This window comes from Isosphaeraceae bacterium EP7 (assembly GCA_038400315.1).
GTDB lineage: Bacteria > Planctomycetota > Planctomycetia > Isosphaerales > Isosphaeraceae > EP7.
In genome coordinates this window covers 2689689-2715354 of the sequence record CP151667.1, presented here as the reverse complement: position 1 = coordinate 2715354, position 25666 = coordinate 2689689, and the positions used below count along the sequence as shown (strand labels likewise).

The window sequence follows — 25666 nt, the reverse complement described above, 5'->3', positions numbered from 1 at the left end:
TCCTCACGCATTCCAGGCATGTCGGCCATTCCGCCTGGACGTCGTCACGCAGGCAATGGGTGGTCCCGGAGCAGAGCGTGACGATCCGATCCGGGCATGACGGGATGAGGGCCTGCTCCGCTTCGGACGTGGGCGTGCTCGCCGATAGCCACCGAGTACGGGTTGGCCGGGAGGGCGGGCCGGGGAATCGGCTTGGTGGATGCGGTGGCGGTTGAGGTGGCATTGGTGGTGCGGGCCATGGTTGCGAAACTCCGCTCAGGGTTGTGTGGGATGGTGCGCGGGGCTTCGTGATGGATGTTCGGCTGACGGCTGCCTGCGTCACTCTCAGGACGTCGGGGCGGTCGGGGGAGCGGCGGACTTGGATCTGCGGGAACTCGTCAGTCGCTTCCGCTGTAGTCGATCGAGTTCCTCATTCTCGGCGGCCACGATGTCTCGGATCATTGCATCGAACCCTCGCCCATCCCGGTATGCCTCGCGATGCTTCTCGCAGATCCCGGCATCGCCTAGGAATCCGAGTCCCACGACGCTGTATCGCAACTCCTGAGGGGCGCGACACCGCTTCAGCGAGCATCGCGGCGACCTCGTCGGGTCGAGGAGATACGCCTCGTAGCCGAAGGGAAACGTGCGGCATCGGATGATGCGGTAGGGTGGGTTTTCTTCGGAGTTCATGGTCGGGCTCCTCTTCGGAAGCAAGGACCTGATGGTGGAGACGCTGGACGCTGGGGTAGCGGGAGAGTCGGGGCATCGATTTTAAGGACCTTTAGGGACTTAAGGTGTCCCTGCAACAATGCCTCCCCCTGGGGGAGCGTATGGCTTCGGTTTGCGGGGAGAGAGAGTATGAATCAGAAAACTACCCCCTCCCCCGCGTATTGTTTTAGAGACTCCTTAAGTCCATAAAGGTCCTTAAAATTGACCCGATGTTGGCTGCCCCGACTATTAGGGATACGCAGCTTTACAGGAAGCTAAACTTTCGGGTTGTGGCGAGGCGAATTCGGTACTCCACAACATCGTGCCTCCGTAATTCTGGCGGCGAAGCGTGATCCCGGCGACGTTCTTGCCGAGCCGCTTTTTCAACTCGATTCCGAGTCGCTTCGTATCAATCTCCCCGGACTGCGACCCGGCAAGCTCCCGGCAGAGTTGCAGGAGGTCTCCGAATCGGGAATTGTCGCTTTTCATCAATTCGACGGCGTCGCGGACCTTGATCCCGGTCCCGTCATGGGGGAGCTTCGACCACCTGGCGATCAATGCCTCGGTCTCGATCTGTCCATCGTCCTGGTTGGCGAGTTCTGTGCGTGTATCGAGCGGGTCAACGCCGGTCGCCCAGTAGACGGCGGATCGGACCGTGGTCGACCATCGCTCGAAGCTCCCGAAGGTCTTGAAATCGAACGTGGGAGAACCGGCGGCGACGTAGCCCCGGATGATGTCGATGGCCGCTTTCAGATACGTCGCTCGTTCGGCGGCCACGTGGCCGAGGATGTCCTTGATGCGGTAGCCCCCATGCTCGGCGGGTCGATCGTGGGGCGAATCCAGTCGCATGTAGACGACCCGCCTAGCCACGTCGCCCACGATCGACACGTTGTTCCCCGTTGCGAACCAGGTGATATTGAGCGGGACGTCGATCGCCATCGTCGAGCTGCAAAGGATGCGGTCCGACCAGTTTCGCGAGGTCAGTGCGGCATCCAGCGAAGCACCACCGAGAGGACGATCGATGTTGTCCATCAGGCACATCGAATGCCTGCCGATCGCGAGTGCAGTGACTCGCTTCCTCATCTCTTCATCATTGGCCGAATAGGAAGTAAGTGTGGCAGGCGTCCCCCTCGCGATCAGGCTGCCGATCTGTGCGAGGTGCGACTTGCCCGCCCCGCTCGAATTCGCGTCGGCCACGAACATGGGGGCGGTGCCGTTGATCCAGTAGCGAGCGACCAAGGTTAGTACGGATGAGAGCCATGCGACGGCGTGGCGGCGGTCCGGCCACGGGAACTCGCCTACCAATCCGAGAAGGATCTCGGCGTTCTCAGGGCCGGTGGCGATGGGTGATCTCCAGTCGATGGGCCCCAGATTCTCGGGCGTATCGTAGATCAGCTTCGAGACGTCATCGTAGCCGGGCTGGCAGAGCAAAGTGCCATCGAGTCTGATTGTGGGAGAGTGGACGATTCCGTTCAGGTATCGGATCTTCGGCCATGTTTTGCGTTCGATGAGCGACGACGGGGCGTACGTCGGAGGCGGGACCGTTCTCCACTTGTCGTCGCACTCTTGTTTGAACTCGATGTGACCGCTCAACTTGTCCCTGATGATCGGATAGGTGGCCGGTGTGATGCGAAGTCTCCGTCCTCCGGCATCCTCCCCCGGGATCACGAACGTATGGACGAGTTGACCTCCCTGCTGATAAATGCTCTCATCAATGGATATCATCCATTCGCAGTCGTCGACGACCTTCCGCTCGTCGTCCGTGAGCATGATGGTGAATCGCCCATCCTCGTCTGCCGCCCCGACTGGGTGGTCGATGGACCCCGGAGGGGCTGACGCCTCGCTAAGTCTCAGATGGCCGCGTGGCTTGTCGCTGGGTCCGTCCTCCTTTTCGTAGGCGCTGTCGAGCTTGTGCTTAAGCTCATCTTCCGACCACGTCGGAACGCAGGTCTCGTCGGACCATCGCCTGAGGATCGGCATGGCTTCTTCGAAGGTGAATGCATAGCCTTTTCGAAGCACGCAGGCCGCATCGAAAGTAGGACCGCTGCCGTTTTTTCCCTGGATGCCGCCCGATTTCTTCCTCAGGTATGCGCCCGCCTGTCTCAGCGTCTTCTTGCTGGCCGGGGGACAGATCGGCTCGGCCCCATCGTCCGACGGAGAAGCGGGAAAATGCGAGGGCATCGCCGAGCCGCTCACCACACCGCCGCCGACCATTGCCAACTTATTCCTGCGGGCCACGAGCGGTTCGGGAGATCGCTCTAGCAACTTGGCTAGGAACTCAACCGGGTCGGTGGGGACAGGTACGGGATCGCCTTCGCTGCCCTCCATGGTGGCCAGCCGCCATGGGCGTTCGGGGGTGTTTTCGCCCTTGCATTTCAAGGTGCCAGGAAGGCACATCAGGCGGGCGGGGTTTTTGCATTTGACGTCGATGTTGATGACGGCATCCGAATAGATCCGCGAAACCGCTCCCATCATCCGCTTCGTCTTCTCGCGGCCTTCCGCGTCGTTCTTCAGGTCCGGCAGCCTCACCAGCACACAAGCCCCGTTTCCAGAGCATCCCGAGATCACGGAGGCGGACAACATCGGCCATTCACCTAAGAAGTCATCCCGCCGCGCGAGGGCTTGCTCGACCTCTTCATCAGTCGAACTCGTCTCCGACGGTCGGGTGAAGTCGAAGTCAACGAACATCCACCGCAGATAGGGGATGTGCTTGTCCATCGTCGCCCGAATCACCGGACCATAATTGTTGTCTCCGACCTTCAAGAACGCGACATCGGGAACACACGGATTGGGAATAACATAGGTCGAGACGCCCCTGAGCTTCGACGTAGCGGCGATCAGGTCGGCGGGATGGTTAAACCAACCCCCATACGTTCCCCCGCCCTTCTTCTTAGCGACCGTGGAAGTCTTGAGACCAGCAGCAAGAGGCCAAATCAGCCCCCCATCCATCCGACCACCGAACAGGCGGGATTCGGTCCGGCCGACTTCAGAGTCAATGATCAGGTTGAGGAATGCGTCAAGCTGGGCATGGCTGCGGGGGTAATTCATCAGAACCCCCCGATCTGGGACACAGATTGGCCCATCGAGGGGATTTCAGGGGTACTTTGGGCCCCATTCTCGGGCTTTTGGCGGTCTTTCTCATGGACAAAGTCAGTTTCAGCGATCATAATAATATAGCTCCGTGGCCGGAGTGACCCGGCAGGGTTGTGAGGCTGTGGGCTGCCGGGAACTGCCAGCTTCCGGCGAGTTTGATAGGCGCTTTGACGCGAGATCGATGGACAGACGAGGACTGAACCACCTCGGCTGACCGGCAAGACGACAAAACACGATCGAACCGGGCCCGGACCCTTCATGAGGGGGTTCGGGCCTTCTTCGTTTACCTAGCTCCAGCGACTTCGAGCCTCCGGAGGCGGGCTCCACTCTTCGGACCGCTCGCTCCGCGGATCCCGGCAAGCGCTGCTTCCGTCTCCTGCGACACATACTCGAATATCGCGGCGCGGCTAGTCATCAGCCTTCCACCGACGGAGATTCCGCGGAGCTTCACGCCCCGCCGGCCTCGGATAATGAGTTGTGTCAACGAGTGCTTACTTAATGGAAATCCATTGCGATTAGGCGGGAGAAGTGACGCCGCAGCCTCAAGCTCGATCGCTCCCTCTTGCAGAATCTGATTGACGCGAACGTTGATGACTCGGTCCTGCGTTTCGAAGTTATGCTGGTTCATCCCAACTCCTCGCGGAAGTATATTCGGTGGGATCTCGTCGGCCGGCATCGATAGTAAAGAACTCGGGAAACGATAATCAATCCGAAAATGTATTCATGGAAACGTTTTAATTCCATCCTATGGCCCGAAAACCTTTTCATGCCACCCTCTGCCTTGGATATGCCATCTGTGGCCCGAAAACCTTTCCATATCACCCCTGCCTGATTTGTGTCTGAGATATGGCTATTCGAGTGACGTGACCTCACGAAAGAAGGGCCGATTGGCCCTTCTTTCCCAGCACTGCCCTTCGATCAATTGAGTCCTGCCTCCATCTTCCGAACATCGTTCGATCCCTCCTCGAACAATTCGATAACTGGCTCCTCGGTATCGGGGTCGAGCGAAACCCACGCGACCAGCCGGCCTTCCCGCGAGATTCGCCAGTCGAACCAATCGCAAGGATTCAGCTCATCCATGTCCGGGAGCCTCTCAATCGCTAGATCGATGACGGCGTCGAGGGTGAGGCCGCGGCCTGACCTGCCCCCTTCAAACGAGTCCAGCCTCGATGTGATGATCGAGGCGATGTGCGCTTGACCCCATTTCGAGTCCACTCATAACGAGAGTTTCGCTGGGATCTTCGGCCCTTGCTCCCTGGCCTTGGATGCGGCGAATTCCCCGGGGGCCAGGTAGCCCAGGGCGCTGTGCGGGTGGTCCTTGTTGTAGCTCGCTCGCCACGCCTCGATCTTCACCCGGGCGTCCTCCAGGCACAAGAACCAGCTCGGCGAGAGGCACTCCTGGCGCAGGCGGCCGTTGAACGATTCGATGAAGGCGTTGTCCGTCGGCTTCCCCGGCCGGCTGAAATCCAGCGTTACGCCGTTGAAGTAGGCCCACAGGTCGAGCGACCGCCCGACGAACTCCGGCCCGTTGTCCACGCGGATGCTCCCCGGCACGCCCCGCTCGGCGACCAGCCCCTCCAGGACCCGGACGACCTGGTCGCCGGTGAATCGTGCGTCGGCCCGGGCGGCCAGGGCCTCGCGGGTGTAGGTATCCACGACGGTCAGGATGCGGAACCGACGGCCATCCGAGAGTGCGTCGCTGACGAAGTCCATCGCCCAGATGCGGTCGGGTGCCTCGGCGGCGGCCCGCGCCGCCCGCACCTGAGAGCTGGCGTGCCGCCGCGGGGCCTTGCGCCGCACGGCCAGGCCCTCCTCGGCGTAGAGTCGGTAGGTCCGCTTGTGGTTGACCTGCCAGCCCTCGCGGCGGAGCAGGACGTGGAGCCGGCGGTAGCCGTACCGGACGCGTGCCCCGGCCAGGTCGCGCAGGCGGACCCGCAGGGGGCCCTGCGGGTCGCGTCGGCTGACGTAGCGATGGCTCGCCCGCGGGAAGTCCATCGCCGAGCAGGCCCGGCGCTCGCTCACCCGGTAGGCGGCCTGCAGGCCCGCGACGACGTCGCGGCGCCGGGCCGGGGTCAGACTTTTTTTGACAGGACGTCCTGGAGCATGGCCTTGTCCAGGCTCAGGTCGGCGACCAGCTGCTTGAGCTTGCGGTTCTCCTCCTCGAGCTGCCGCAACCGCCTCACCTCGCCGACGCCCATGCCGCCGAAGCGTTGCTTCCATCGGAAAAACGTGGCCTGGCTCACGCCCAATTTGCGGCACACCTGATCGACCGGCGTGCCGGCCTCGGCCTGCCTCAGGGCGAAGCCGATCTGCTCCTCGGTGAACTTGCTCTTCTTCATCGCTCGGGCCTCCGATCCGAGGCCGATTATCCCATGACGGTTCTCAAATGCGATGGACTCGATTCCGGGGTCAAGCGCAGATTCTCACCGGAGGGGACGCACCATGCCTAAGGGTCAGCGACACACGCCCGAGCAGATCATCAGCAAGCTCCGCGAGGCCGAGGTCAAGCTCGCCAAGGGCACCGCGATCGCACAGGCCTGCAAGGACCTGGCCATCACCGAGCAGACGTACTATCGGTGGCGCAAGGAGTATGGCGGCCTGAAGCTCGACCAGGCCAAGCGGCTCAAGCAACTGGAGGGCGAGAACGCGCGCCTCAAGAGGCTCTTGGCCGACGCCGAGCTGGACAAGGCGATCCTGAAGGAGGCGGCCTCGGGAAAATCCTGAGCCCGGCGAGGCGGCGCGAGGCGGTCGAGCACGTGCGCGGCGTGCTCGGCCCGGACCGCGTCTCGCAGCGCCGGGCCTGCAGGGTGCTGGGGCAGTGCCGCTCGACCCAGCGGCGCACGCCCCTCGTGCCCGACGACGAGGCCGCGCTGGTAGAGCGGATGGTGGCCCTGGCCGCCGAGTACGGCCGGTACGGCTATCGCCGGGTCGCGGTGCTGCTGCGGGCCGAGGGATTCGCGGTGAACCACAAGCGCGTGGAGCGGCTCTGGCGGCGGGAGGGCCTGAAGGTGCCGCAACGGCAACCGAAGCGCGGGCGGCTGTGGCTGAACGAAGGGTCGTGCGTGCGGATCCGGCCCGAGCGCAAGGACCATGTCTGGAGCTACGACTTCGTGCAGGCGAGGACCCGCGACGGGCGGGCGTTCCGCATGCTGAACGTCATCGACGAGTACACCCGCGAGTGCCTGGCCATCGACGTGTCCAGGAGGCTGAAGTCCGACGACGTGCTGGAGCGGCTGTCGGACCTGTTCGTCCGCCGGGGCGTGCCGGAGCACATCCGCAGCGACAACGGGCCGGAGTTCACGGCGAAGGCCGTGCGCGGGTGGCTCGGGCGGGTCGGCGTGACGACGCGGTACATCGAGCCGGGGAGCCCGTGGGAGAACGGGTACATCGAGAGCTTCAACGGCAAGCTGTCGGACGAGCTGCTGGACGGGGAGGTGTTCGACACGCTGCTGGAGGCGAAGGTGCTCATCGAGCGGTGGCGGGTGCGGTACAACACCGTGCGGCCGCACAGCTCGCTCGGGTATCGGCCGCCGGCGCCGGAGGCGATCGTGCCATGGACGGCGGCGGCGGAGGCACTAACATAGCAGGTGGTAGCAGAGGCGGAGGCAGGTCAGGCCCCTTGCCTATCAAGAGAGGTCACCAAAATTCGACCGGTGGGATATCAGTGCGCCGAGGGTGAACCGGGAGGGTCGGAGGGCCGCCAATCGGGGCGTCACGATCCTGTCAGGGTTGAAGGGCCTGGGCTTGATCGCGACTGAGGTCCCCGGCGCCCAACTGGAGATCTGGCCAATCGCGGGCATCCCACTCCTCGACGCCCTGCCCGCGGCGGGATCGGCGGCCCGGCGCGAGACCATGTGAGGTAATCCGACTGATGCGAATCCGGCCAGAGAGATGATCGCCTCTGTGGGCTGCGAGAAGAGCGAGGCGGGTATGGCCTGCTTGGCGATGCCCGGCCCGGACCACGACAGCACCACCCCGGCGCCGCCGCCGTTCTCGAAGAACTCCACCCGGATCGCGTGCAGGCCCGCCGCCAGGGTCCGCGCCGCCGACCGCTCCTGCATCCCGTGCAGGCCGTCGTTGTCGATCACCAGCTCGCCGTCGCCCCCAGAGCCGCGACCCGTCGTCCGACGACAGGAAGAGCGTGTAGGGGCCCGCGACGTCGACGCGGAGCGAGCCGGTGTGCCGCGAGGCGAAGGTGTCGGCGAAGCGGGCGTCGAGGCCCGACCAGGCCGAGTTGGTGCTGGCGTAGTTGATCGCCGCGTCGACACGCGTCACGTCGGGCACGCGGCCGGCCAGGCTCGGCAGGGACGACAGGCCCGCGGTGAAGTCGAAGAACTCCGCCCTCAGGCCCGGAGACCCCCCCAGGGCCACCGCACTATGAACTGCTGACGGCATAAGGGTTTTCGGCTATACCGGGGTATCAGGAGCCCCTCGCCATGCCCGCCATGCCGCTCACCGACGTCTTCGCCGACCTTCCCGACCCCCGCCGTGAGACGGCCACGATGTATTGGAGGACCGAGAGGGCCTTCTCCGGCGGCAGGTGCGAACCGAAGTGGGAAGTGCCCTTGCGCTCGGAGAAGCGGGCCTTGCAGGTCCGGCAACGCAGCATCCGCTTGGCCCTGCCGGGCCCGTATCGATGGCACACGGTGAGATTTCCGGCGTCCCGCTTGCCATGCTCATGGCACGCGGAAATCAGGCAGCAGAAGCGTGAGAGGTCATCCATCGTCGATGCTCGGGAGCGGCATCAACCGATGAGATCGCAAGTTGCGTAACCGACCCTTTGATTCCCGGTCGGACCGAGTCATGCAACAAACCCCAGCCACGAGGTCGAGCGTGGGCCACGGCTTAATCCCGCCCTCGCTTCACACCCTTCTCATCGGCTCGCTTCGCGTCTTCCAGATCCTTTTTCTCTATTCCTTTGTAAGTTGGCGACCATTTCGCGTGCCGTCTTTCTGTCTCACATCGCGTTTCTTGGCCGGTTCCGACTTCTTCTCAACCGGGATGCCGTTCTTAATTACTTCGATCATCGCTTCAGAGAAGACATCGATCTCCCGGAGCGTGGTATACACGTTCGGGGTAATCCGTATTCCTTCGTATTGCTCGTGAACAGTGGGACTTGTGATGATCTGGTATCTACTCAGGAGATGACCGTAGAGGCTGCCGGTGTCCACTCCCTCGATCTGGACCAGCGCAATCCCGCACGAAGCCTTCTCGTCGTCGATCGGCGTCCAGAGCTTCACCCGATCGGAAGCCTCTCGGAGCCGCATGGCCCAGCGGTCGCGCAGGTAGCGGATACGTGCCGCCCGACGCGCGACGCCAATCCCCCGGTGAAAGGTCAGGGCGACTTCAATCGCGTTGAAGTTGGCCGCCGGATGCGTGCCAATTTGCTCGTACTTCCGGACGTCGCCATCGAGCGACGCATCGGCCCCCATCAAGGGCCAGATTTTGACCTGCTTTTCCTTGCGAACATAGAGGAATCCCGTGCCGATCGGTGCGAGGAGCCATTTGTGTAGGCTCGTCCCATAGTAGTCGCAATTCAGGTCATCGCGTGTGAACGGGAAGTGAGCGAATCCGTGAGCACCGTCGATGAAAAGCTCGATGCCTCGCCTCTTCGCCAAGTCGGCCACCTCGCGCACTGGGAGGATCTGTCCCGAGAGGTTAGTGACGTGGGGGAATTCGATGACCCGGGTCTTCTCCGTGATCGCCGCCTCAACCTGTTCAACGAAGTGGGCCGGCGACGGCAGCGGGACGTCGAATGAGATGCGTTTGACGACGATCCCTTCGCGACGGGCTCGCTGGTCCCAGCTGCTGAGCATTCGCGGGTAATTCTGGTCGGTGACGATGACCTCGTCACCCCGCTTCATGTCAATGCCGAAGATCAGGGTCTCCATCGCCTCGGACGCGTTCCGCTTGATGGCCAGCTCTTCGGGGTCGCAGCCGAACTCGCGCGCCAGCTCGCGACGGACCGTCTCGATCCGAGGGTCGAGGATGCGCCACATGTGATATGTGGGTGCTTCGTTGGTGAACTTGAGGTCGCGGATCATCTGCTCGAGGACGTGCGTCGGCGACGGGCAGCAGCCGCCGTTATTAAGATAGATCAGCGTGCGGTCGATGTCGAAGGCACGCTGGATGCCGGCCCAGTAATCTTCATCCTGGGCCAGTTCTAGGGGAGAGGCCTGCCCGGCGGCATTGTTGGCCTCCATCAATCGGGCCATGGCGGCCGGAGCGAACGCGGGTGCGGCCAGGCCTAGGCCCGTGGCCCCGACAAGGAACGAGCGACGGCTACGCATAGGACCTCGTTGTGCGACGGATGGGACGATGCGGGACGCGCCGGTTCGATCATGGGACAGAGGCGGAGTGAAGGATCGGGCCGCGATCGGCATCGTTTCACCGGGCTCGACTCGGTCCTCACCCCCGCGAGCGGATTGTCCCGGGAACAGAGTAGCCGGTCGTCCAGGGCCACCTGGTCGACCGGTCGATGAAGCAGGGCGAGATTCCGATCTCTCCGGATCAATAGGAGTCAGAGCTGATGACCTCGCCGCCGGCGCGGGTGGAGAGGGCCTGGTAGACCCCGTACTGCGGCGACGGCGACACCACGGAGTATAATCCGCTGGTATAGGTGATCCCGTTCGGCAGGGTGGAGACCGGATCGTACGGCCAGCTCTGGATCGTCTCCTTGAGGAACTTCACCGATCCGTCGCAGAACGCGAAGTTGGCGCCGCCGGGATGATTGCTGCCGGCCCCGGCAGTGGAAGCGTTACCACCACCGGCGACATTCCAGTCGTTTTGCGTGGGGGAGACAAACGTGAACTTCTTCCAACCGTTGATCGGGAACATCGACGTGCACATCGAGTCGCTATTCGCGCCCGAGAAGAAGAGGAGCCATGGCCCCTTGTCGGCTAACGGCGTGATCTTCGAGTAATTCCGCTCGCCGAGGAGGAGGGTGTTGCTCGTGCCGTCGGTGATGCTGCCGATCGACGTGGTGCTGCCGAAGTTGATGACGCCCTGGGCCTGGGTCATCTGGGACTGATAATTCAGGTCGACGCCTGACGGCCCGGTGGGGGCGATCGGGATTGGGCCCGAGTTGCCGCCGTAAGACGTGTGCTGGAGCCTCCAGGGGAACGGCTGGGCCCCCGAGACGCCGCTGCAACTGCCGAGGATGTCACGAGGAGTCGAGGTCACGATCGGCTGGGCCACCTCGGGATCGCTCGGGCACCAGAGAGCGCTCAGGCCAGTACCCAGCACCGTCGAGTTTTCGGACTGATAGGGGTGAAGATTGGCATTGTACGCGTTGAAGCCGTTGATGGACTCGACGAAAGGCAGGAGCGAGATGAGAAAGCTCGGCCCTTGTTTCCAGCGAGGGCAGGAAGGTGCCTGAGGGAACATGAAGTACGTCCCCGACGGGAAGCACTCGTTGACCTGCGAGTAGTTGTGGGCGGCTAGGCCGAGCTGCTTGAGATTGTTGATGCACTGCATCCGGCGAGCTGCCTCGCGGGCGGACTGGACGGCGGGCAGCAGCAGAGCGATGAGAACAGCGATGATGGAGATAACGACGAGCAATTCGATGAGAGTGAAGCCGCGTGGGGATCTTGGTCGGTGTGATGCAGTTGGCATGGAAATGAAGACTCCTGAGAGCGTGTTGAGAACGGTAACCGACACCATTCAGTCCGACTTCGATCGGCTATTCCTGGGCCGAATTCGTCTATCGCTCACTGCCGTGTTTAACAGCTCCCCCTGACGAAATCCCTGACTCCTGTCGCTATTTGCTCCTGCCACCGCGGGCCTTCGACCTTCCACGGGACGCCTTTTGTGCCTCGATCTCCATTTTGTCGCGGTATTCACCGGGAGATAGTCCGTCGATCTTTTGAATCTCGGTCTCCTGGGGCGATCGAGAACAGCCGGTCACTGCGAGTAGCCCGTAAAACAAGCCCAAGCCAAGAACACGTCGTCTCGCGATTGTCACGTCGATTGACCTCTCGGATCACGTGCGGCAGTAAAGACACCCGAACGGGTGTCTCCTTGCTCTAAAGCAGCGTCGATCGCACTCTTTCGAATCCATCTATTTGGAAGTGATCGACAATCCCGAAAGATCGGCGATTAATTTTACCTTAAAACTTGCCATGCAAGCTGTCAAGCACTCTGCTGCTATTAGACGCAGATACACCTCTGGACCAAGAAAAAAAGTCGCAATGTGGCCTGTCAAAATCGTGTTTCCCTGCAACGAAGGCACAACGATTCGAGTAATCCTTCGACTTTTCGCATGACCTTTCTCTGAAAAGCCGGCAGGACGACACCAATTTCGACGGCGATGGCCCGGGAGCTATAACCGGAAGTTGTGGATGGCGGTCTGATTTGGGCGGCGTACCCTTGGTGAATCTCAAGGCCACCAGCCGGCCGAAATGGCCGAGGAGCACGCCGCCGTGGAAGAGTCTACAACCCTCCCAATCGTCGGGCCAATGCCCGGCGTCCAGGACCCCCTGACCGACCTCCTGCGGGACGGCGCCCGACGTCTCCTGGCCGAGGCCGTCGAGGCCGAGGTCCTCGCCTGGATCGACGCCCATGCCCACCTCAAGGGCCACGACGGGCGACGCCAGGTCGTCCGCAACGGCCACCTCCCCGAGCGGGCCATCCAGACCGGGCTCGGCGAGGTCCAGGTCAAGCAACCCCGGGTCCACGATCGAAGGCCCGCCGACGAGCGGGAGAAGTTCACCTCGGGCATCCTGCCGCCCTACCTGAAGCGGACCAGGAGCCTCGACGAGCTGATCCCATGGCTCTACCTCAAGGGGGTCAGCACCGGCGACTTCTCCGAGGCCTTGCAGGCCCTCCTTGGCCCCGACGCCCCGGGCCTGTCGGCCACCACCGTCACCCGGCTCAAGGCGACCTGGGAGGGCGAGTACCAGGCATGGGGCAAGCGGTCGCTGGCGGGCAGGCACTACGTCTACGTCTGGGCCGACGGCGTCCACTTCAACGTCCGCCTGGAGCAGGACCGCCAGTGCATCCTGGTCCTCATGGGCGCCACCGCCGAGGGGAAGAAGGAGCTGATCGCCGTGGCCGACGGCTACCGGGAGAGCGAGCAGTCCTGGAAGGAGCTGCCGCTGGATTGCCGGGCCCGCGGCCTGACGGTCGAGCCGAGCCTGGCCATCGGCGACGGGGCGTTGGGCTTCTGGAAGGCAGTCGCCCAGGTCTGGCCCTCGACCAAGGGCCAAAGGTGCTGGGTGCACAAGACCTCCAACGTCCTGGACAAGCTGCCCCAGGGGGTGCAGCCCAGGGCCAAGGCGGCCCTGCATGGGATCTATGAGGCGGAGACGAAGGCCGCCGCCGAGAAGGCGTTCGACCTGTTCGTGGCGACCTACGAGGCGAAGTACCCGAAGGCGACCGACTGCCTGGCCAAGGATCGCGGGCCGCTGCTGCCGTTCTACGACTTCCCGGCGGAGCATTGGCGTCACATCCGCATGACCAACCCGATCGAGTCGACGTTCGCCACGGTGCGGCTTCGGACCGTGAAAACCAAGGGGAGCGGCAGCCGAATGGCGTGCCTGACGATGGTCTTCAAGCTGATGGAGAGTGCCTCGAAGAGTTGGCGTTCGTTGAACGGATCGGCTCGCCTTCAGGCTGTCATCTCAGGGGCAAAGTTCGCCGATGGGATCGAGGTCAAGGACGCCGCCTGAATCAGACCCCGTCCACAACATTTGACATAAGCTCCTTAGTGGCTCATCCGGCAAGTGTCCTGACACCCGGTACGGCGGCGATTCCCGGCGTTCGGCGTGGTTGATGGCGACGACGACGGCCCCAGACGAAGGGGTGACGATGCGCGTTCCAGTACGCTGTCGCTCGTTCGACCGCCTGGCAGATCTCCTCCCAAGTCTCGAACCGGCGGCCCTTCAACGCCAGGCTTCTCAGCACCTTCCACCACGGCTCGATCAGGTTCAGGTACGCCGCGGAGACTGGCTGGAAGACGAACTCCCAGCGGGGATGGGCCAGGCTGAACAGCAGCACGTCGGTGGCGCGGTGGGCGCTCAGGTTGTCGAAGATGGCGTAGACCCGTTCGGCGTCCGCCGGGACCCACGCCTCGACCTGGCCGAGGAACTCGACCCAGTTGCGGGTCGAGCGGCTGTCGTAGGGGCGGGTGAAGGCTTCGCCAGTGGCGGGTCGGAAGGCGCCGAAGACGTAACCCTTGCCGCGGCGGCCGTAGTCGGCCTCCTGCCGAGCGCGGCCGGCGGGCTGGCGGCTGCCCTCGGCCGTCGTCTCGGGCTTGGTTCGCAGGGGGTTCTGTCCCGGGAAGCTTTTGGCGCTCTCCGGCCCCATTTCGTCGAGGCAGACGACCGCCGAATCCGCCGGAGGCTCGCGGTAGAGTCGCTCGATGGCCCCCTTTTTTCGGCGAATTCGGGGTCCACCCGCTCGCCGAACCACGTCTCCTGCTTGCGCCAGCGGAGGCCCTCCTCCGCGAGGATCTCGTCGATCCGACTCCGCTTGATGGCGATGTCCTTCTGCTCGTTGAGGTAGGCCTCCAGGCGGTCGAGCGTCCAGCAGCCGAAGGGCAGGCCCAGGTCCTGGGGGGCGGTCAGCGCGACGGCCAGGACCTCGGCCCGCTGGTCGACGGTATAGGTCGGCGGTCGGCCGGCGCGGGGCCGCTCCTGGAGGCCGGCCATGCCCAGCTCGCTGAAGCGACGGATCCAAGCATAGACGGTCGGCCGCGAGCAGCCGAGGGCCGCAGCGATGGTGGGGGCCGATCGGCCGTAGGCGGCCTCCTGGACGATGCGGGCTCGCTCGACCAGGCGGACCGGGGCGGTGCGCGAGTGGAGCAACTCGGCGATGGCCTGCTGCTCCTCGGACGTCATCGGGCGGAGAAGGACGCGGGCGGCCATGGCGAGGTCTCCTGGGAGATACCTCCATCCACCTGCAAATCACCTGCCGGATGAACCACTTAGAGCAATTTCTCTTTGACTGAGCCGGTTGTCCCTTGCTATCCCTTGCTGTATGGAGGGCACGGGGATGAAGGCTTATTCGACCGACCTGCGCGAGCGGGTCCTCGCCGCCTGCGACCGGCGCGACGGCACCCGCGAGCAGATCGCCGCGCGGTTCTCCGTCAGCGTCACCTGGATTGGCAAGCTGGTGCGGCCGCGGCGCGACACCGGCTCGATCGCCCCCCGGCCGCACGGCGGCGGGCGGGCCCCGGCCTTCGACGGCGAGGCCGCGGGGCGACTCCGCGAGGCGGTCCGGGCCGACGACGACGCCACGCTCGCGCCGTTGGCCGAGGCCGCCGGCGTGGGCTGCTGCCCGTCGGCCGTGCACCGGGCGCGGAGGCGACTGGGCATCACGCGCCAAAAAAGTCGCGGCGGGCGGCCGAGCGGGATCGCCCCGAGTTGAAGGCGCACCGGCGGGCCTGGCGCGAGGAGTTCGCCGCGGTCGACCCGGGGCGGCTGGTCTTCCTCGACGAGAGCGGCGCCAGCACGGCGATGGACCGTACCCACGGCCGGGCCCCCAGCGGGGTCCGCGTCGACGGCCCGGTGCCGCACGGCCACTGGAAGGTCACGACGCTGACCGCCGCGGTTCGCCTCGACGGCGTGCCGGCGGCGGCCTGCCTGGCCTTCGACGGGGCGACCAACGCCGCCTGCTTCGAGGCCGACATCGGCCGGTGCCTGGCCCCGACGCTCCGTCCGGGCGACGTCGTGATCATCGACAACTTGCCGTGCCACAAGACGGCCGAGGTCGGCCGGTTGATCGCGGCGGCCGGGGCCGAGGTGCGGTACCTGCCGCCGTACAGTCCGGACCTCAACCCGATCGAGTCGATGTTCTCCAAGCTGAAGCCGCACCTGAGGTCGGCCAAGGCGCGGACGGTCGAGGCGCGGATCGGTGCGATGGGCGACGGCCTGAGGGCCGTCGAGCCGGGCGACCTCCGCGGCTGGTTCGGCCACTGCGGATACCGGAGCGGGGGGGAGGCCTCAACCGACACGCTCAAAGGAAAACCGGGCTAGCTGGCCAAGACCGCCTCGGATTCGCCGACGAGCGAGAGCCCACATCGCCCCGCGTCTGCGAGCAGCGGCAGCAGCTCCTCGGGCTCGGACGAGATCGGCACGTCCTTCTCGCCGAAAGGGACAATCAGCAGGTCATACGACGAGGCTTCGCGGACAACTCGGCTGCCGGGAGGGCAGTCGATCACGTAGAACCGGCCTTCTGAGTAGTGCTTGATCCGCATCGCCGCCCCCCAAAGCCGAACACTCGGGCGATTAAGGCCGGGGGCGGATTGTGGCGGAAATTCTGTACGGGCGTGCCAGTGCGGTTGCGTTCACCGGAGGCTCGGGCGGGATCGACGCAGAACGGACTGTCCACCGAGGGCGAATGGACCGCGCCTTGCCGACCGGGTAGCCCACCATCAGCTCCGGCAGTAGCGGTTTCAGCAGCCACATCAGCTCGTCCGGCGTCGCATTCGGATTGAGCCAGGCCTGATAATCGTTTTTCAGCAGCACCACCGGCATCCGCCCGTGCACCGGCCCGGGTCTCTCATCTGGAGCAAAATATCGAAGTCGGATCTATCCTCTAGAATAACGGCAACGTCAGGGTCCAGTACCTGATCCAGGATTTCCTGTCCTACTTTGGCTTCTCTGCGCTCGCTTATCGACTCAGCGGCAGCATTCCCGCGGCGGCACCGTTGCGGTTAGCCGCACCGGCATGCGGGGCCGTCCCGGAGCATTCGGCCGCGATGCACTGAGCCTATGCATGAAAACCCCGGATGTATGGGATGTTCGGCGGACGCTCACCCTTCTCAAACATCGGTCCCCGTGTTGTGTGGTATTTCATGTCCATGAACGGCGTCTCGATGCGGTGCCCAACGGCAGAGTAACGGCCGTTTTCCCAGTTTGAGTCCATGTAGTGGTTCACAATCCCGGTAGACAGCAGTAACCGCTCCGCATTGAATGGTTCCCTATTGGTCACCATCATCTCGGTAATCCAGTGCGGTTGAGCGTTCGCGGCGTGGTATTGCGAGTAAGGGCCGGGCCAGCCAAGCATCGAAACGATTGTCGGCGCTTCTTGTCCTTCAATTTCGCCGGCGTAGGTCCAGCCCACGCCGCGGCCCGAAATGACAGCCGCCCTTGTCCCGTCGTTATACTCCACGGAACAGATGTTGGCCTGGGCGCTCTTCTGAAAGGATCCCGGCTTCAGGTCGAAATTGTGCGCCACGGAATCAAGCAGCTTGCCTGCCCAGGGATTGCCTTCGACCCACTTCCATGCTTCAGGTCCCCGGATGGACTGTACCGATTTGACGCCGGTCTCTCCGCCCTTGCGTCGTTCTACGAAGGCTTGAAGCACGTCGACACAATGGAAAATGGCTCCCTCATCCGCGGCGCCTCCAACCACGATCGAGTTCTTTATAGGCGTATCGATAGCCAGGTCGATCTCGGGCTTACGGAAGTAGGTCGGGATGGAGGAACCGCCGGTCAGTGGAAAGTTCAGTTCACGGGATTTGTCGAACATCCACTTGGCATCGTCCCAGTTGTAGGAGAGGTGCTTGTCGTTGAAGACCGGCACCGAGCGATTGTCCTGGTCGAAAACCCGGATCACCTGCTGGTACATCCACCAGCGCGGCAGGAGCCAGTGTCCCTTGAGATCTGTGGGATAGTTCCCGTGTTCCCCGACGATGACCACACCATCTACCGCAAGTTCCTCCCCCCCGAGCTTGACGGCCTCGCCTACCGTCTTATAGATCGGTATGTTTTTCGCTTTGCATACTTTCTGGCCCAGTAAACTCGTCTCAAACTGATGGATGTAAACGGAGGCGACTTCCACCCGGGAAGGAGTGTGGCCGCCCTGCCACCAGTAGCCATCCATCAGCTTGTTGACGATCCAGTCCGCATGGGACCCCGGAGCCCCCCAAAAGCTCACGATACAGGCGATACGAGGCCGTCTTTCCGCAGCTTGCGAAACAGTACCGGCTGCAGCATGCGAAACGGTACCGGCTGCGATGCCGGCCAGAGCCGCCTTACCCGACATTGCCAGCATTTCACGCCGGGTGAAGAGTGGGTCCGACCCCAGGTGGTGATTTCCCGCCATGCACGCATCCCTTGTGTTGCAGTCTGATCGGTCAGCGGCGGCGAAATTCTACCGCGTGGTTCGCGAGTGAAGGAGGAAAACACGCACGGGACGAGACGATGGACAGCGGCCCCCGAGCCTGGACGCCACGATGGCCGTTATATCCCGTGACGAAATCTGGTGCTATAGGCTGACCATCACCCCGCCAGGAGATACTCTCGCAGGTGGACGAACACTGGCGGTGGTGCGGGGATGGTACGGATTCTCGGCGGCGGCAGGCCAAGGATCGACCACCGCACCGCCCTCCGGGTGATCTGTTTCGTCCTGACCACCGGCACACGATGGGAGGACGTCCCCGAGGAGTAGGGCTGCTCCGGCCGCACCGCCCATCGGCGGCTCCGGGCCTGGGAAGATGCCGGGGTCTGGGACCTGCTCCGGCTCCTCAAGGTGGCTGGCAAGCTTGACCTCGACACGGTGATCATCGACGGCGTGACGGTGAGGGCCTTCGGCGGCGGCGAGGCGACCGGGGCGAGCCCCTTGGACCGCAGCCGGCCCCGCACGAAGCATACCGTCATGATCAACAAGGCGGGGGTCCCGCTGGTCATCCGCACCGCTGGGGCCAACGCCAGCGACCACCGGCAGATCATACCGCTGGTGCTCGGCTTCCCCCGGGTCAAGGGTGTGCCGGGCCGCCCGAAGGAGCTTCCGGATGAGGCGTGACTCGATCGGGGCTAAGACAGCGAGGCGACGAGGGCGCTGTTGCGCTGGCTGGGGATCGAGCCGCACATCTCCAAGCTGCGGTCGCCACACGGCAGCGGGCTTGGAGGATTCGTTGGGTCGTGGAGCGGACGATCGCCTGGCTGAAGGGGCTGCGGCGGATGCGGGTGCAGTACGACAGGCTGAGTATCATTCAGGACGCCTGGACCACCTTGGCCGCGAGCGTTATCTGCTTTCGCATCCCCCACCACGATGTTGTGTCGTTGGACACGTTTATGTCGAGGTGGAGGTCGGATGGTTGTGATTTCGTCACGGCCTGAATTTTTCGAACCTATTCCCCTTGAGCCTATAAGCCCCGGAATCCAGCGTCCCGAGCCACACATCTCCTCGATTGTCCATGTAAATCGAGACCCCGAGGGCATCCTTGACGCCGTCCTTCGCCGCGTAGTTCGTCAGCTCTTCCCCGTCGTACTGCCAGACGCCCCCGCCAAAGGTCGACATCCAGAGGTTCTGTTTGCTGTCCCTGGCAATGCCGTTGTACCAGGCCGGATCTTCCCCGCCCGGCACCATTGGCTGGTCGACGCCGGCTTCCTTCGTGTACCGGAATTTCCCAGGTTCGTGCGAGATGGCGAAACGCCGGGCGGTGTTGTTGATCCAGAACTTACCGTGCTTGTCCTCCGTGATTGAGCGGATGCCGAAGGAACCGCCTCCCGGCGTCTCCGAAAGGTCCCGCTCGTACAGCCAGCCGAAGCCTTTCCCGTCATAGCGGCAGAGGCCTAAGCCGGCCGTGCCGAACCAGAGACACCCGATGTTGTCCTGGTAAATCGTGTAGACGCCGTAGGGGCTGAAGGGCTGCTTCGGGTTGTTCTTGAAGTATTCATCCTCTAGTTCGCTCTTCGGGAACTTGTGGTGGTGGAGCGTCTTCCCGTCATATCGGTAGGGGCCGTCCACCATGGAGTCGCCCTTGAACCACAAATCCTCCGGGTGGCGCCTCCATTCCTTGCTCTCCACCGGGGCCAGGGTGACGAAACCCTTTCCGTCGAACTTGCTGATGCCAGTAAGGGTGCCGATGTAGACGCTCCCAGACTTGCCCTCCTTGAATTCCCTCACTCGGTCGCCGCTCAAGCCGTCTTTCGTCGTGAACGGGACGATGGTCGCCCCGTCGAAGCGGTAGACGCCTTGCCCGTCGCTCCCGAACCAGTAGTCACCGTTCCTGGCCTGGAACACGACCCAGATCCGCTTGCTCATCTCGGTGACCGTCTCGCCTTGCTGCCCGGCGAGAGCGACGTTTCCCATCAGGACGCAGAGGAAAAGGAATGGCGCGTACCGTCGCGGACGAGACGACATGGTTGGCCTCCTGCGACATGACGAGTCGGTTAATCGGCCCAGTGTACTCGAACCGCACCACCCCGTTCGGCGTCAGGCGTCTCCAGCCGGAGTGGATAATCTACTGCTCGAAGAACAACTCTGCGTCCTCCCGATCACCAATTACTTTCAGGGATTATCGCTATCACGACTCCCCTATTGTCTTCGAGGAACGAAACACTCCGGCTTTTCCCCAGAAACTCTAGGTGTTTCTCCGCCGCTTTGAGCTTGTAGGCATCCTCAAGGATGCCTCGTGCGTCGGTGTGCGGCCAGGGGTTTGTCGGCCCATTAGTAGGGTCTGGCTACCCCTTGGGTGGTCAAGCCGATAAGGGCAGTTACCAAGTCCGTCGCCTCCTTCATCGGTCGGGATAATTGCCCTTATCGCCTCGCTCATGTAACCTTGCCTCGGTAAAATGATCCCTCGGGGTGCCGGTCCGCCAGGCACCTCGCTGGAGGCCGATCGCCGTGGCTAAACCCCTGAAGATCATGACCGATCAGGGCCTAATAGTCCTGCAACGGACCCGCGAGCAGGCCATGGCCGACACCAGCATGGCCCCCGAAAACAAGCGAATCTACCTGTTGCTGCTCGCCGCCTCCGAGCGACATCGCGATCGTCAGCGAGTCGATATCGCGCACGAGGCCGCCGGGGACCACCGCAGGCGCCGCCCAAAGCTGGGAAAGGCAAGGCGCCGGCGGTGTGATGGCGATCGGAAGGAGACTTGAGCCTAAACGCGGTCGCCCGCAACTCGCCGAGCGGATAACCTGCCCACCTATCCTCAGGCCGATGATCGCCACCTCCCATCCAGGTGGTGGGCGGATCCGTCTCATTTTGCTTCTACTGGCCCACCTCTTGCAAACATTTGTAAGCCTGACTGAGGATCGGAAGTGGAGGTAGCCCACCTCCTCGCTTGGATCGCATATGACCTAATCGAACGCCGAAGGGGAGCCTTCCCATGATCGACCTCGAACTCCGCACGATGCTGAAGGTTGAGACCGACTTCGTCTATCCCGGTTATACCCTGAGCCAGGCCATCGAGGCGCTGATGGACAGCGATCGTCGGGGTCTTGATCATGTCCCGGGAGAGCCGCGGCTGAGACATGCCGTCTGCTCCCACCTCGCCTCCCTCGATCGCGATACGTACTGCCACGTCCTCGCGGAGCATGGCCAGATGTTCCTGGCGGACGAGGAGATCGCGGCGGGTCACGGGCTGGAGAATCTCGCCTTCTTCTTGGATTGGCTGAGCGAACTGCAACGAGGGATGCCCGAATCCGTGGGGTTACGCCGGTCGGCATGAGAGCAGCAACTTAAGGCGGCCGCTCGTCCGCTCCACACCCAGCGACTCTGCCCGCTCCGCGGGGTGGTCGAGCGTTCCTTCGGCTGGATGACGAGGTTCCGAGGTCTGGCTTGGGAGTACGAGCGGCTGGCGACGACCCTGGCGGGCCTGCATGCTGTGGCCTTCAGCATCCTGTTGTTCCACAACCCAGCCCCGCACTTCGTCTGAAGTTCATATCAATCTCTAGGGCAACCTTGCGGCGTAGTTGTGTGTTATTACCTGAGGCAACGCAACGGTAATGAGGCGAGGCGATGCTGAGGCAATGCCCTGGCGGATGAGCGTGTTAGCTCGCAATCGCTACTCGTATGGTTGCAAAAAATTCCCAGAAAGATGCTTTTACAACGAGCTTCATGGGGACCGAGTTACGCGAGCAGGAGAAGCGATAGAGCTTCGCGGCTATTTCGTGCCCGGGATCTTCGGGATCAACTGGGTCATGAGGCCGAGCTTCTCGTTCATCTCCGCCATCAGGGCATTGCTCCGCGCCACCCCCCGATTCATCTCGACCATCTGGGCCAGCGTCAGCGTCATGTTCGCGTTCGTCTTCTCCATGTTCGCGTTCGACGTCACAACCTCCTCGCTCGATCTCGCGACGGTGTCGATGGATTTCGCGATATTCGCGTTCGACTCATCCATCTTGGCGTTGGAGTTGATGACGTTCTTGATGCTCATGGCGATCTGGCGGTTGGACTCGACGACCAGCCGATTGGACTCGACGAGGAGTTGCTGGGTCTCGGCCATCTGGCGGCCGATCGCGGACATCTGCCCGTTCGTGTCGGCCAGCATGGTGTTTGCCGTGTCGAGGCGCTCGATCGTCATATCGACCCGGTCCAGCACGCTGCAGCCCGACAACGCGAGGAGGGCCGGCGCGAGGATGAAGAACCGATTCATCCTAGAATCCCTCGATGGGGTGGATTGTGTTGATGGTCAAGGCGAATTGTCGGCACGCCATGGCAGACACGATCGGCCTATTGTGGGTTTCGTTACTCGGGGAGAGAGCTTGCGCCGATCATCGGGATGGCGCCGTGAGGTGAAGGCGACGTGCCGCATTCGCCCCGGACGGCAAGGGCAATCGCCGCTTTCATTAGGCCGGCCTGGTAGGGGGCTCACCCCGGGAAGGCCAGTGGCCGTGAGTGTCGTTCCGGACTTACCGCTTGCAGCCGAGGGGCAGACAGCGGACTGCCCTCATACATTGTCCTGCCAGTCCGCGGATTGGACACGACCACCCAAGTTGATGGGTCGGCAACGACCAGTTGAAAGGTTGCCGTACTGGACTGACATCAAGGGGCAATCGCCGCGTTTGACATGAGAGCTTTGATCGGGACTGCGCAAGCAGCCTCTGGGTGGTTAGTTGGTGTCCGTCCGGCCAAGTACTTCTGTAAAGCCCGGCGGTCTGCTGCAATGATGTCGCCATCGAGCCTGATCAGGAGGGCAATCGATGGCCAGACGAGCTTCCCAGGATGTCAACTGGGCGGCCCTGTTCCGCGAGTGGCGGGATAGCGGCCTGACCCAGCCCGAGTTCTGCCGCCAAGGCGGTATCCCTCTCCACACCTTCCGCCGCCGGCTCTATCGCCGCGACGCCGAGCCCGTCGCTGACCTGGACCGACCCGCGGCAGCGATCCGACCAGCCGCACGGCCCACGGCCAAGGCTCCGGGAGAATTCCTCCCGGTCCGAGTGGTCGAGGACGACCGAGCGTCGACCGGATCGGCCTCGCATCGCACGCCCGTCCGCTCCGTGGAGATCATCCTCGCCTGCGGGTACCGCATCGCCGTCCCGCCGGGCTTCGACGTCGAGACACTGATCCGGGTCATCTCCATCCTGGAGCCGCCGAGATGCTGAGCTGGCCGCCGACCGTCCGCATCTATGTCTCGACTCGTCCGGCGGACATGAGGCGCGGGTTCGACGGCCTGGCTCGCATGACGACCGAGGTGATCCGGCAGGACCCGCTCTCCGGCGCCCTGTTCGTCTTCCGCAATCGCAGGGGGGACAGGCTGAAAATCCTGTACTGGGCCGGCGACGGGTACGCCCTCTGGTATCGCCGCCTGGAGCATGGGACGTTCCTCTTCCCGGTCTGCGACGGCGACTCCGCCGAGATCCGGGGCGCGGATCTGGCCATGATTCTCGACGGGGTCGACCTGTCCTCGGTCCGCCGCCGGCCCCGCTACGCCCTGCCCGCGGCCGCGATCGCGCCGTAATCGACGGCCCGAGGCCCTTGCGCCCGGTCCCCGCAGCGGTCAGAATCGGGCCATGGAGAGCGCTACACTGCCCGACGACCTGGCCACCTGCCACTGCATGATCCGCGAGCTGGCGGCCAGCCTGCGGGAGGCCCGGCGGCAAGTCGAGCAGCTCGGCCATCGCCTCGACCTGCTGCTCCGCCGGATGTACGGCCCGCGATCCGAGCGGGTCGATCCGGGCCAACTGCTACTCTTCGCCGAGCAGGCGGAGCCGCCTCTCGAACCGTCCCCCGTGACGCCGGCGGAGGCATCGCCGCTGTCGCATGCCCGCTCGGTGAAGGGCCACGGCCGCAAGCCGCTGCCGGCCGACCTGCCCCGCGAGCGGCGCGTCCACGAAGTCCCGCCCGATCAGCGGGCCTGCCCCGGATGCGGCCACGACCGAGAGACGATCGGGGAGGAGGTCAGCGAGCAGCTCGACTACCGCCCGGCCTCGCTGTTCGTCGTCGAGCACGTCCGGGTCAAGGTCGCGTGCCGGCGATGCCAGGGACACGTCGCGGTCGCAGCCAGGCCCGCACAGCCGATCGAGAAGGGGCTGCCCGGCCCGGGGCTGCTCGCGCAGGTGATCACGAGCAAATTCGCCGATCACCTCCCGCTCTACCGGCAAGAGGGGATCTTCGCCCGCCACGGGGTCGAGCTGTCGCGCAAGACGATGTGCGGCTGGATGGCCCAGTCCGCCTGGCTATTGGAGCCGATCTGGAAGGCCATGAGGGCCGAGGTCCTCAAGTCGCGGGTGATCCAGACGGACGACACCACGGTGCCGGTGCTCGATCGACAGCTCGACCGGGCACGCACCGCCCGCCTGTGGGTCTACCTCGGTGATCGCGAGCACCCTTACGCCGTCTACGACTACACCGCCGACCGCTCCCGCGACGGGCCGGAGCGGTTCCTGGGCGACTACAAGGGCTACCTCCAGGCCGACGCGTACAGCGGATACGACCGGATCTTCTGGCGAGGCGTGGTGGAGGTCGGGTGCTTCGCCCACGCGCGGCGCAAGTTCTTCGACGCCCGCACGAGCGACCCCGAGCGGGCCCACGAGGCCCTGGCGCGAATCCGCCTGCTGTACGCGGTGGAGGCCGCCGCCAAGGGCCTGGACGACGCCGGGCAGCTCGCCCTGCGCTGCGAGCGCTCCGTTCCGCTCCTGGAGCGGCTCGGGACCTGGCTGGACGAGCAGGCCCGTCTCGTCCTGCCGAAGAGCCCGATCGGCGGTGCGATCGGCTACGCCCGGTCGAACTGGGCGGCGTTGAACCGATTCACCGAGGCCGGATACCTGGCGATCGACAACAACGCGAGCGAGCGGGCTGTCAAGCCGGTCGCCCTCGGCCGCAAGAACTGGCTGTTCGCCGGGAGCGAGGGCGGCGGCAGGACGGCGGCAATCCTGTTCAGCCTCGCGTCGACGTGCAAGGCCCTGGAGATCGACCCCTTAGCCTACCTCCGCGACGTCCTGGATCGGGTCTGCACCCACCCGGCCCGGCGGGTCGCGGAATTGCTGCCCGATCGCTGGCAGGCCCACCGATCCGTCTCGGGATCAGCCCCGGCGGGATGATCGCGGCCGCCACCGATGGCGGGGGTGGCGTCGCGCTCGACCGGATGACACCGGGCCGCCACATCCGGTGACGACGAGCAGGTTCCGGACCACGGCGGCGTCCCCCGTCGCCAGGTCGACGGGGCGTGGTGAGGGGGCAATCCGGCCGGGTCGGGGTCGGTTTCCTGCGCCTTCGGGGCCGGAAGGCGCATCTCCTGCGTCTTTCAGCGTTCTCTGATGCGTCGGCCCTCCCCGGCGCGGGCCGAACAACCCGCGAAATAAGCTGGCCGGGCCAGCAGTGGCGCCATTAATCTCGCGTGATCGCTGAGTCTTCGCAGGCGGAAGACGCAATTCATGCCTATTCCGGCCCATACTGATACATCGTGCCCCTCGCGACGGAGGCCCGAACGACCTCGGGAGAGCGGAAGAATGGGCCGCGAGGAAGACCGAGCTGCCATCGGATCGGCTGCACCTCGTGGGGCCGGAGGCTCAGCCGGTCGGATCGCCGGATCTCAGCCATTCCCCTCGAAGTTGATATTTTGCACCATGTCATTCAAGTAACTATCGATCGCTATCTATTCGTGGTGATTCTCGTTAATGTCCATCGACTTGACTCCGACACTCCGACGGTCGCCCTGGTTTCCCCACATCGACGTGGCTTACGACGACCAGGTAGCCGAGTACCCTT

At 63.9% G+C, this 25666-nt stretch carries 25 protein-coding genes and 2 pseudogenes; 12 read left to right on the top strand and 15 right to left on the bottom strand.

Features of this window, described 5'->3' with window-relative positions; all coding sequences use genetic code 11:
* Positions 1-44: 44 nt before the first annotated feature.
* The 4 genes from EP7_RS10330 to EP7_RS10315 all read right to left on the bottom strand — a co-directional run bounded on the left by EP7_RS10330 (position 45) and on the right by EP7_RS10315 (position 6119).
* On the bottom strand, positions 45-239 hold the full coding sequence (locus EP7_RS10330; RefSeq protein ID WP_463527772.1) for a hypothetical protein: 195 nt from the start codon (positions 237-239) through the stop codon (positions 45-47).
* Between the two features lie 697 nt (positions 240-936).
* The gene (locus EP7_RS10325; protein ID WP_463527771.1) at positions 937-3735 is read right to left on the bottom strand and encodes a hypothetical protein; all 2799 of its coding nucleotides are present in this window, start codon (positions 3733-3735) and stop codon (positions 937-939) included.
* 963 nt (positions 3736-4698) lie between these two features.
* Positions 4699-4860: a hypothetical protein gene (locus tag EP7_RS10320; protein WP_463527770.1), complete on the bottom strand. Its 162-nt coding sequence runs from the start codon at positions 4858-4860 to the stop codon at positions 4699-4701.
* A gap of 135 nt (positions 4861-4995) precedes the next feature.
* Positions 4996-6119, bottom strand: a protein-coding gene (locus EP7_RS10315; RefSeq protein WP_463527769.1) for an IS3 family transposase whose coding sequence is annotated in 2 segments (ribosomal slippage) — positions 4996-5867 and positions 5867-6119 — 1125 coding nt in all. Because the reading frame shifts where the segments join, the coding sequence is not laid out codon by codon here.
* A 103-nt stretch (positions 6120-6222) separates the two neighbouring features.
* On the opposite strand from EP7_RS10315, the gene EP7_RS10310 reads away from it, so the two are divergent.
* Positions 6223-7364, top strand: a protein-coding gene (locus EP7_RS10310) for an IS3 family transposase (RefSeq protein WP_463527768.1) whose coding sequence is annotated in 2 segments (ribosomal slippage) — positions 6223-6490 and positions 6490-7364 — 1143 coding nt in all. Because the reading frame shifts where the segments join, the coding sequence is not laid out codon by codon here.
* A gap of 42 nt (positions 7365-7406) precedes the next feature.
* Here the strand turns inward: EP7_RS10310 and EP7_RS10305 are convergent.
* The 4 genes from EP7_RS10305 to EP7_RS10290 form a co-directional block, all read right to left on the bottom strand.
* Entirely contained in the window at positions 7407-7868 is a 462-nt protein-coding gene (locus EP7_RS10305) for a PA14 domain-containing protein (protein WP_463527767.1), read from the bottom strand.
* 332 nt (positions 7869-8200) lie between these two features.
* Complete coding sequence (locus EP7_RS10300; protein ID WP_463527766.1) at positions 8201-8503, bottom strand: helix-turn-helix domain-containing protein; 303 nt, start codon at positions 8501-8503, stop codon at positions 8201-8203.
* 187 nt (positions 8504-8690) lie between these two features.
* Positions 8691-10070 (bottom strand): aminotransferase class V-fold PLP-dependent enzyme, encoded by a 1380-nt coding sequence (locus EP7_RS10295; protein ID WP_463527765.1) that lies wholly within the window; start codon positions 10068-10070, stop codon positions 8691-8693.
* Positions 10071-10290: 220 nt separating this feature from the next.
* On the bottom strand, positions 10291-11394 hold the full coding sequence (locus EP7_RS10290) for a DUF1559 family PulG-like putative transporter (RefSeq protein WP_463527764.1): 1104 nt from the start codon (positions 11392-11394) through the stop codon (positions 10291-10293).
* An 806-nt stretch (positions 11395-12200) separates the two neighbouring features.
* Here EP7_RS10290 and EP7_RS10285 point away from each other — a divergent pair.
* Entirely contained in the window at positions 12201-13448 is a 1248-nt protein-coding gene (locus EP7_RS10285; RefSeq protein WP_463527763.1) for an IS256 family transposase, read from the top strand.
* A gap of 43 nt (positions 13449-13491) precedes the next feature.
* Here EP7_RS10285 and EP7_RS10280 read toward each other — a convergent pair whose 3' ends face one another.
* Both EP7_RS10280 and EP7_RS10275 read right to left on the bottom strand, forming a co-directional pair.
* The gene (locus EP7_RS10280) at positions 13492-14142 is read right to left on the bottom strand and encodes an IS630 family transposase (RefSeq protein WP_463528401.1); all 651 of its coding nucleotides are present in this window, start codon (positions 14140-14142) and stop codon (positions 13492-13494) included.
* A gap of 95 nt (positions 14143-14237) precedes the next feature.
* Positions 14238-14618, bottom strand: a pseudogene (locus tag EP7_RS10275) (helix-turn-helix domain-containing protein); the annotation flags it as partial.
* Positions 14619-14772: 154 nt separating this feature from the next.
* Between EP7_RS10275 and EP7_RS10270 the strand changes: the two are divergent.
* Complete coding sequence (locus EP7_RS10270; protein ID WP_463527762.1) at positions 14773-15147, top strand: transposase; 375 nt, start codon at positions 14773-14775, stop codon at positions 15145-15147.
* Positions 15144-15755, top strand: a complete 612-nt coding sequence (locus EP7_RS10265) for an IS630 family transposase (protein WP_463527761.1) — start codon at positions 15144-15146, stop codon at positions 15753-15755. The genes EP7_RS10270 and EP7_RS10265 overlap by 4 nt, the downstream gene beginning before the upstream one ends.
* On the opposite strand, the gene EP7_RS10260 is transcribed toward EP7_RS10265, so the two are convergent.
* The 3 genes from EP7_RS10260 to EP7_RS10250 form a co-directional block, all read right to left on the bottom strand.
* Positions 15752-15976 (bottom strand): hypothetical protein, encoded by a 225-nt coding sequence (locus EP7_RS10260; RefSeq protein WP_463527760.1) that lies wholly within the window; start codon positions 15974-15976, stop codon positions 15752-15754. The two genes, EP7_RS10265 and EP7_RS10260, sit on opposite strands and share 4 nt — an antisense overlap.
* A 31-nt stretch (positions 15977-16007) precedes the next feature.
* Positions 16008-16268, bottom strand: coding sequence for an SOS response-associated peptidase family protein (locus EP7_RS10255; protein ID WP_463527759.1), 261 nt, complete (start codon positions 16266-16268; stop codon positions 16008-16010).
* Positions 16269-16491: 223 nt separating this feature from the next.
* Positions 16492-17829, bottom strand: coding sequence for a hypothetical protein (locus tag EP7_RS10250; RefSeq protein ID WP_463527758.1), 1338 nt, complete (start codon positions 17827-17829; stop codon positions 16492-16494).
* A gap of 426 nt (positions 17830-18255) precedes the next feature.
* On the opposite strand from EP7_RS10250, the gene EP7_RS10245 reads away from it, so the two are divergent.
* On the top strand, positions 18256-18528 hold the full coding sequence (locus EP7_RS10245; protein WP_463527757.1) for a hypothetical protein: 273 nt from the start codon (positions 18256-18258) through the stop codon (positions 18526-18528).
* A gap of 158 nt (positions 18529-18686) precedes the next feature.
* Complete coding sequence (locus tag EP7_RS10240; RefSeq protein WP_463528400.1) at positions 18687-18845, top strand: hypothetical protein; 159 nt, start codon at positions 18687-18689, stop codon at positions 18843-18845.
* Here the strand turns inward: EP7_RS10240 and EP7_RS10235 are convergent.
* Entirely contained in the window at positions 18835-19773 is a 939-nt protein-coding gene (locus tag EP7_RS10235; RefSeq protein ID WP_463527756.1) for a ligand-binding sensor domain-containing protein, read from the bottom strand. The two genes, EP7_RS10240 and EP7_RS10235, sit on opposite strands and share 11 nt — an antisense overlap.
* Positions 19774-20355: 582 nt before the next feature.
* Here EP7_RS10235 and EP7_RS10230 point away from each other — a divergent pair.
* The 3 genes and pseudogenes from EP7_RS10230 to EP7_RS10220 form a co-directional block, all read left to right on the top strand.
* Positions 20356-20613: a hypothetical protein gene (locus tag EP7_RS10230; protein WP_463527755.1), complete on the top strand. Its 258-nt coding sequence runs from the start codon at positions 20356-20358 to the stop codon at positions 20611-20613.
* 230 nt (positions 20614-20843) lie between these two features.
* Positions 20844-21185, top strand: coding sequence for a hypothetical protein (locus EP7_RS10225; protein ID WP_463527754.1), 342 nt, complete (start codon positions 20844-20846; stop codon positions 21183-21185).
* A 39-nt stretch (positions 21186-21224) separates the two neighbouring features.
* Positions 21225-21392, top strand: a pseudogene (locus EP7_RS10220) (transposase); the annotation flags it as partial.
* Between the two features lie 228 nt (positions 21393-21620).
* Here the strand turns inward: EP7_RS10220 and EP7_RS10215 are convergent.
* Positions 21621-22112 (bottom strand): hypothetical protein, encoded by a 492-nt coding sequence (locus EP7_RS10215; protein WP_463527753.1) that lies wholly within the window; start codon positions 22110-22112, stop codon positions 21621-21623.
* A gap of 547 nt (positions 22113-22659) precedes the next feature.
* Here EP7_RS10215 and tnpA point away from each other — a divergent pair.
* The 3 genes from tnpA to tnpC are packed head-to-tail and all read left to right on the top strand — an operon-like array spanning position 22660 to position 24999.
* Positions 22660-23061 (top strand): IS66 family insertion sequence element accessory protein TnpA, encoded by a 402-nt coding sequence (gene tnpA / locus EP7_RS10210; RefSeq protein WP_463527752.1) that lies wholly within the window; start codon positions 22660-22662, stop codon positions 23059-23061.
* Positions 23055-23417, top strand: coding sequence for an IS66 family insertion sequence element accessory protein TnpB (tnpB, locus tag EP7_RS10205; RefSeq protein ID WP_463527751.1), 363 nt, complete (start codon positions 23055-23057; stop codon positions 23415-23417). The genes tnpA and tnpB overlap by 7 nt, the downstream gene beginning before the upstream one ends.
* Positions 23418-23469: 52 nt before the next feature.
* Entirely contained in the window at positions 23470-24999 is a 1530-nt protein-coding gene (tnpC, locus tag EP7_RS10200; RefSeq protein WP_463527750.1) for an IS66 family transposase, read from the top strand.
* Positions 25000-25666 lie beyond the last annotated feature (667 nt).

What these genes read in the sequence shown, in the direction of transcription:
- EP7_RS10250 (WP_463527758.1), bottom strand. Translation starts at nt 17,829, where the DNA reads ATGGCGGGAAATCACCACCTGGGGTCGGACCCACTCTTCACCCGGCGT.
- EP7_RS10325 (WP_463527771.1), bottom strand. Translation starts at nt 3,735, where the DNA reads ATGAATTACCCCCGCAGCCATGCCCAGCTTGACGCATTCCTCAACCTG.
- tnpB (WP_463527751.1), top strand. Translation starts at nt 23,055, where the DNA reads ATGCTGAGCTGGCCGCCGACCGTCCGCATCTATGTCTCGACTCGTCCG.
- EP7_RS10260 (WP_463527760.1), bottom strand. Translation starts at nt 15,976, where the DNA reads ATGCGGATCAAGCACTACTCAGAAGGCCGGTTCTACGTGATCGACTGC.
- EP7_RS10225 (WP_463527754.1), top strand. Translation starts at nt 20,844, where the DNA reads ATGATCGACCTCGAACTCCGCACGATGCTGAAGGTTGAGACCGACTTC.
- EP7_RS10330 (WP_463527772.1), bottom strand. Translation starts at nt 239, where the DNA reads ATGGCCCGCACCACCAATGCCACCTCAACCGCCACCGCATCCACCAAG.
- EP7_RS10215 (WP_463527753.1), bottom strand. Translation starts at nt 22,112, where the DNA reads ATGAATCGGTTCTTCATCCTCGCGCCGGCCCTCCTCGCGTTGTCGGGC.
- EP7_RS10240 (WP_463528400.1), top strand. Translation starts at nt 18,687, where the DNA reads ATGCGGGTGCAGTACGACAGGCTGAGTATCATTCAGGACGCCTGGACC.
- EP7_RS10270 (WP_463527762.1), top strand. Translation starts at nt 14,773, where the DNA reads ATGAAGGCTTATTCGACCGACCTGCGCGAGCGGGTCCTCGCCGCCTGC.
- EP7_RS10290 (WP_463527764.1), bottom strand. Translation starts at nt 11,394, where the DNA reads ATGCCAACTGCATCACACCGACCAAGATCCCCACGCGGCTTCACTCTC.
- tnpC (WP_463527750.1), top strand. Translation starts at nt 23,470, where the DNA reads ATGGAGAGCGCTACACTGCCCGACGACCTGGCCACCTGCCACTGCATG.
- EP7_RS10295 (WP_463527765.1), bottom strand. Translation starts at nt 10,070, where the DNA reads ATGCGTAGCCGTCGCTCGTTCCTTGTCGGGGCCACGGGCCTAGGCCTG.
- EP7_RS10235 (WP_463527756.1), bottom strand. Translation starts at nt 19,773, where the DNA reads ATGAGCAAGCGGATCTGGGTCGTGTTCCAGGCCAGGAACGGTGACTAC.
- EP7_RS10300 (WP_463527766.1), bottom strand. Translation starts at nt 8,503, where the DNA reads ATGGATGACCTCTCACGCTTCTGCTGCCTGATTTCCGCGTGCCATGAG.
- EP7_RS10320 (WP_463527770.1), bottom strand. Translation starts at nt 4,860, where the DNA reads ATGGATGAGCTGAATCCTTGCGATTGGTTCGACTGGCGAATCTCGCGG.
- tnpA (WP_463527752.1), top strand. Translation starts at nt 22,660, where the DNA reads ATGGCCAGACGAGCTTCCCAGGATGTCAACTGGGCGGCCCTGTTCCGC.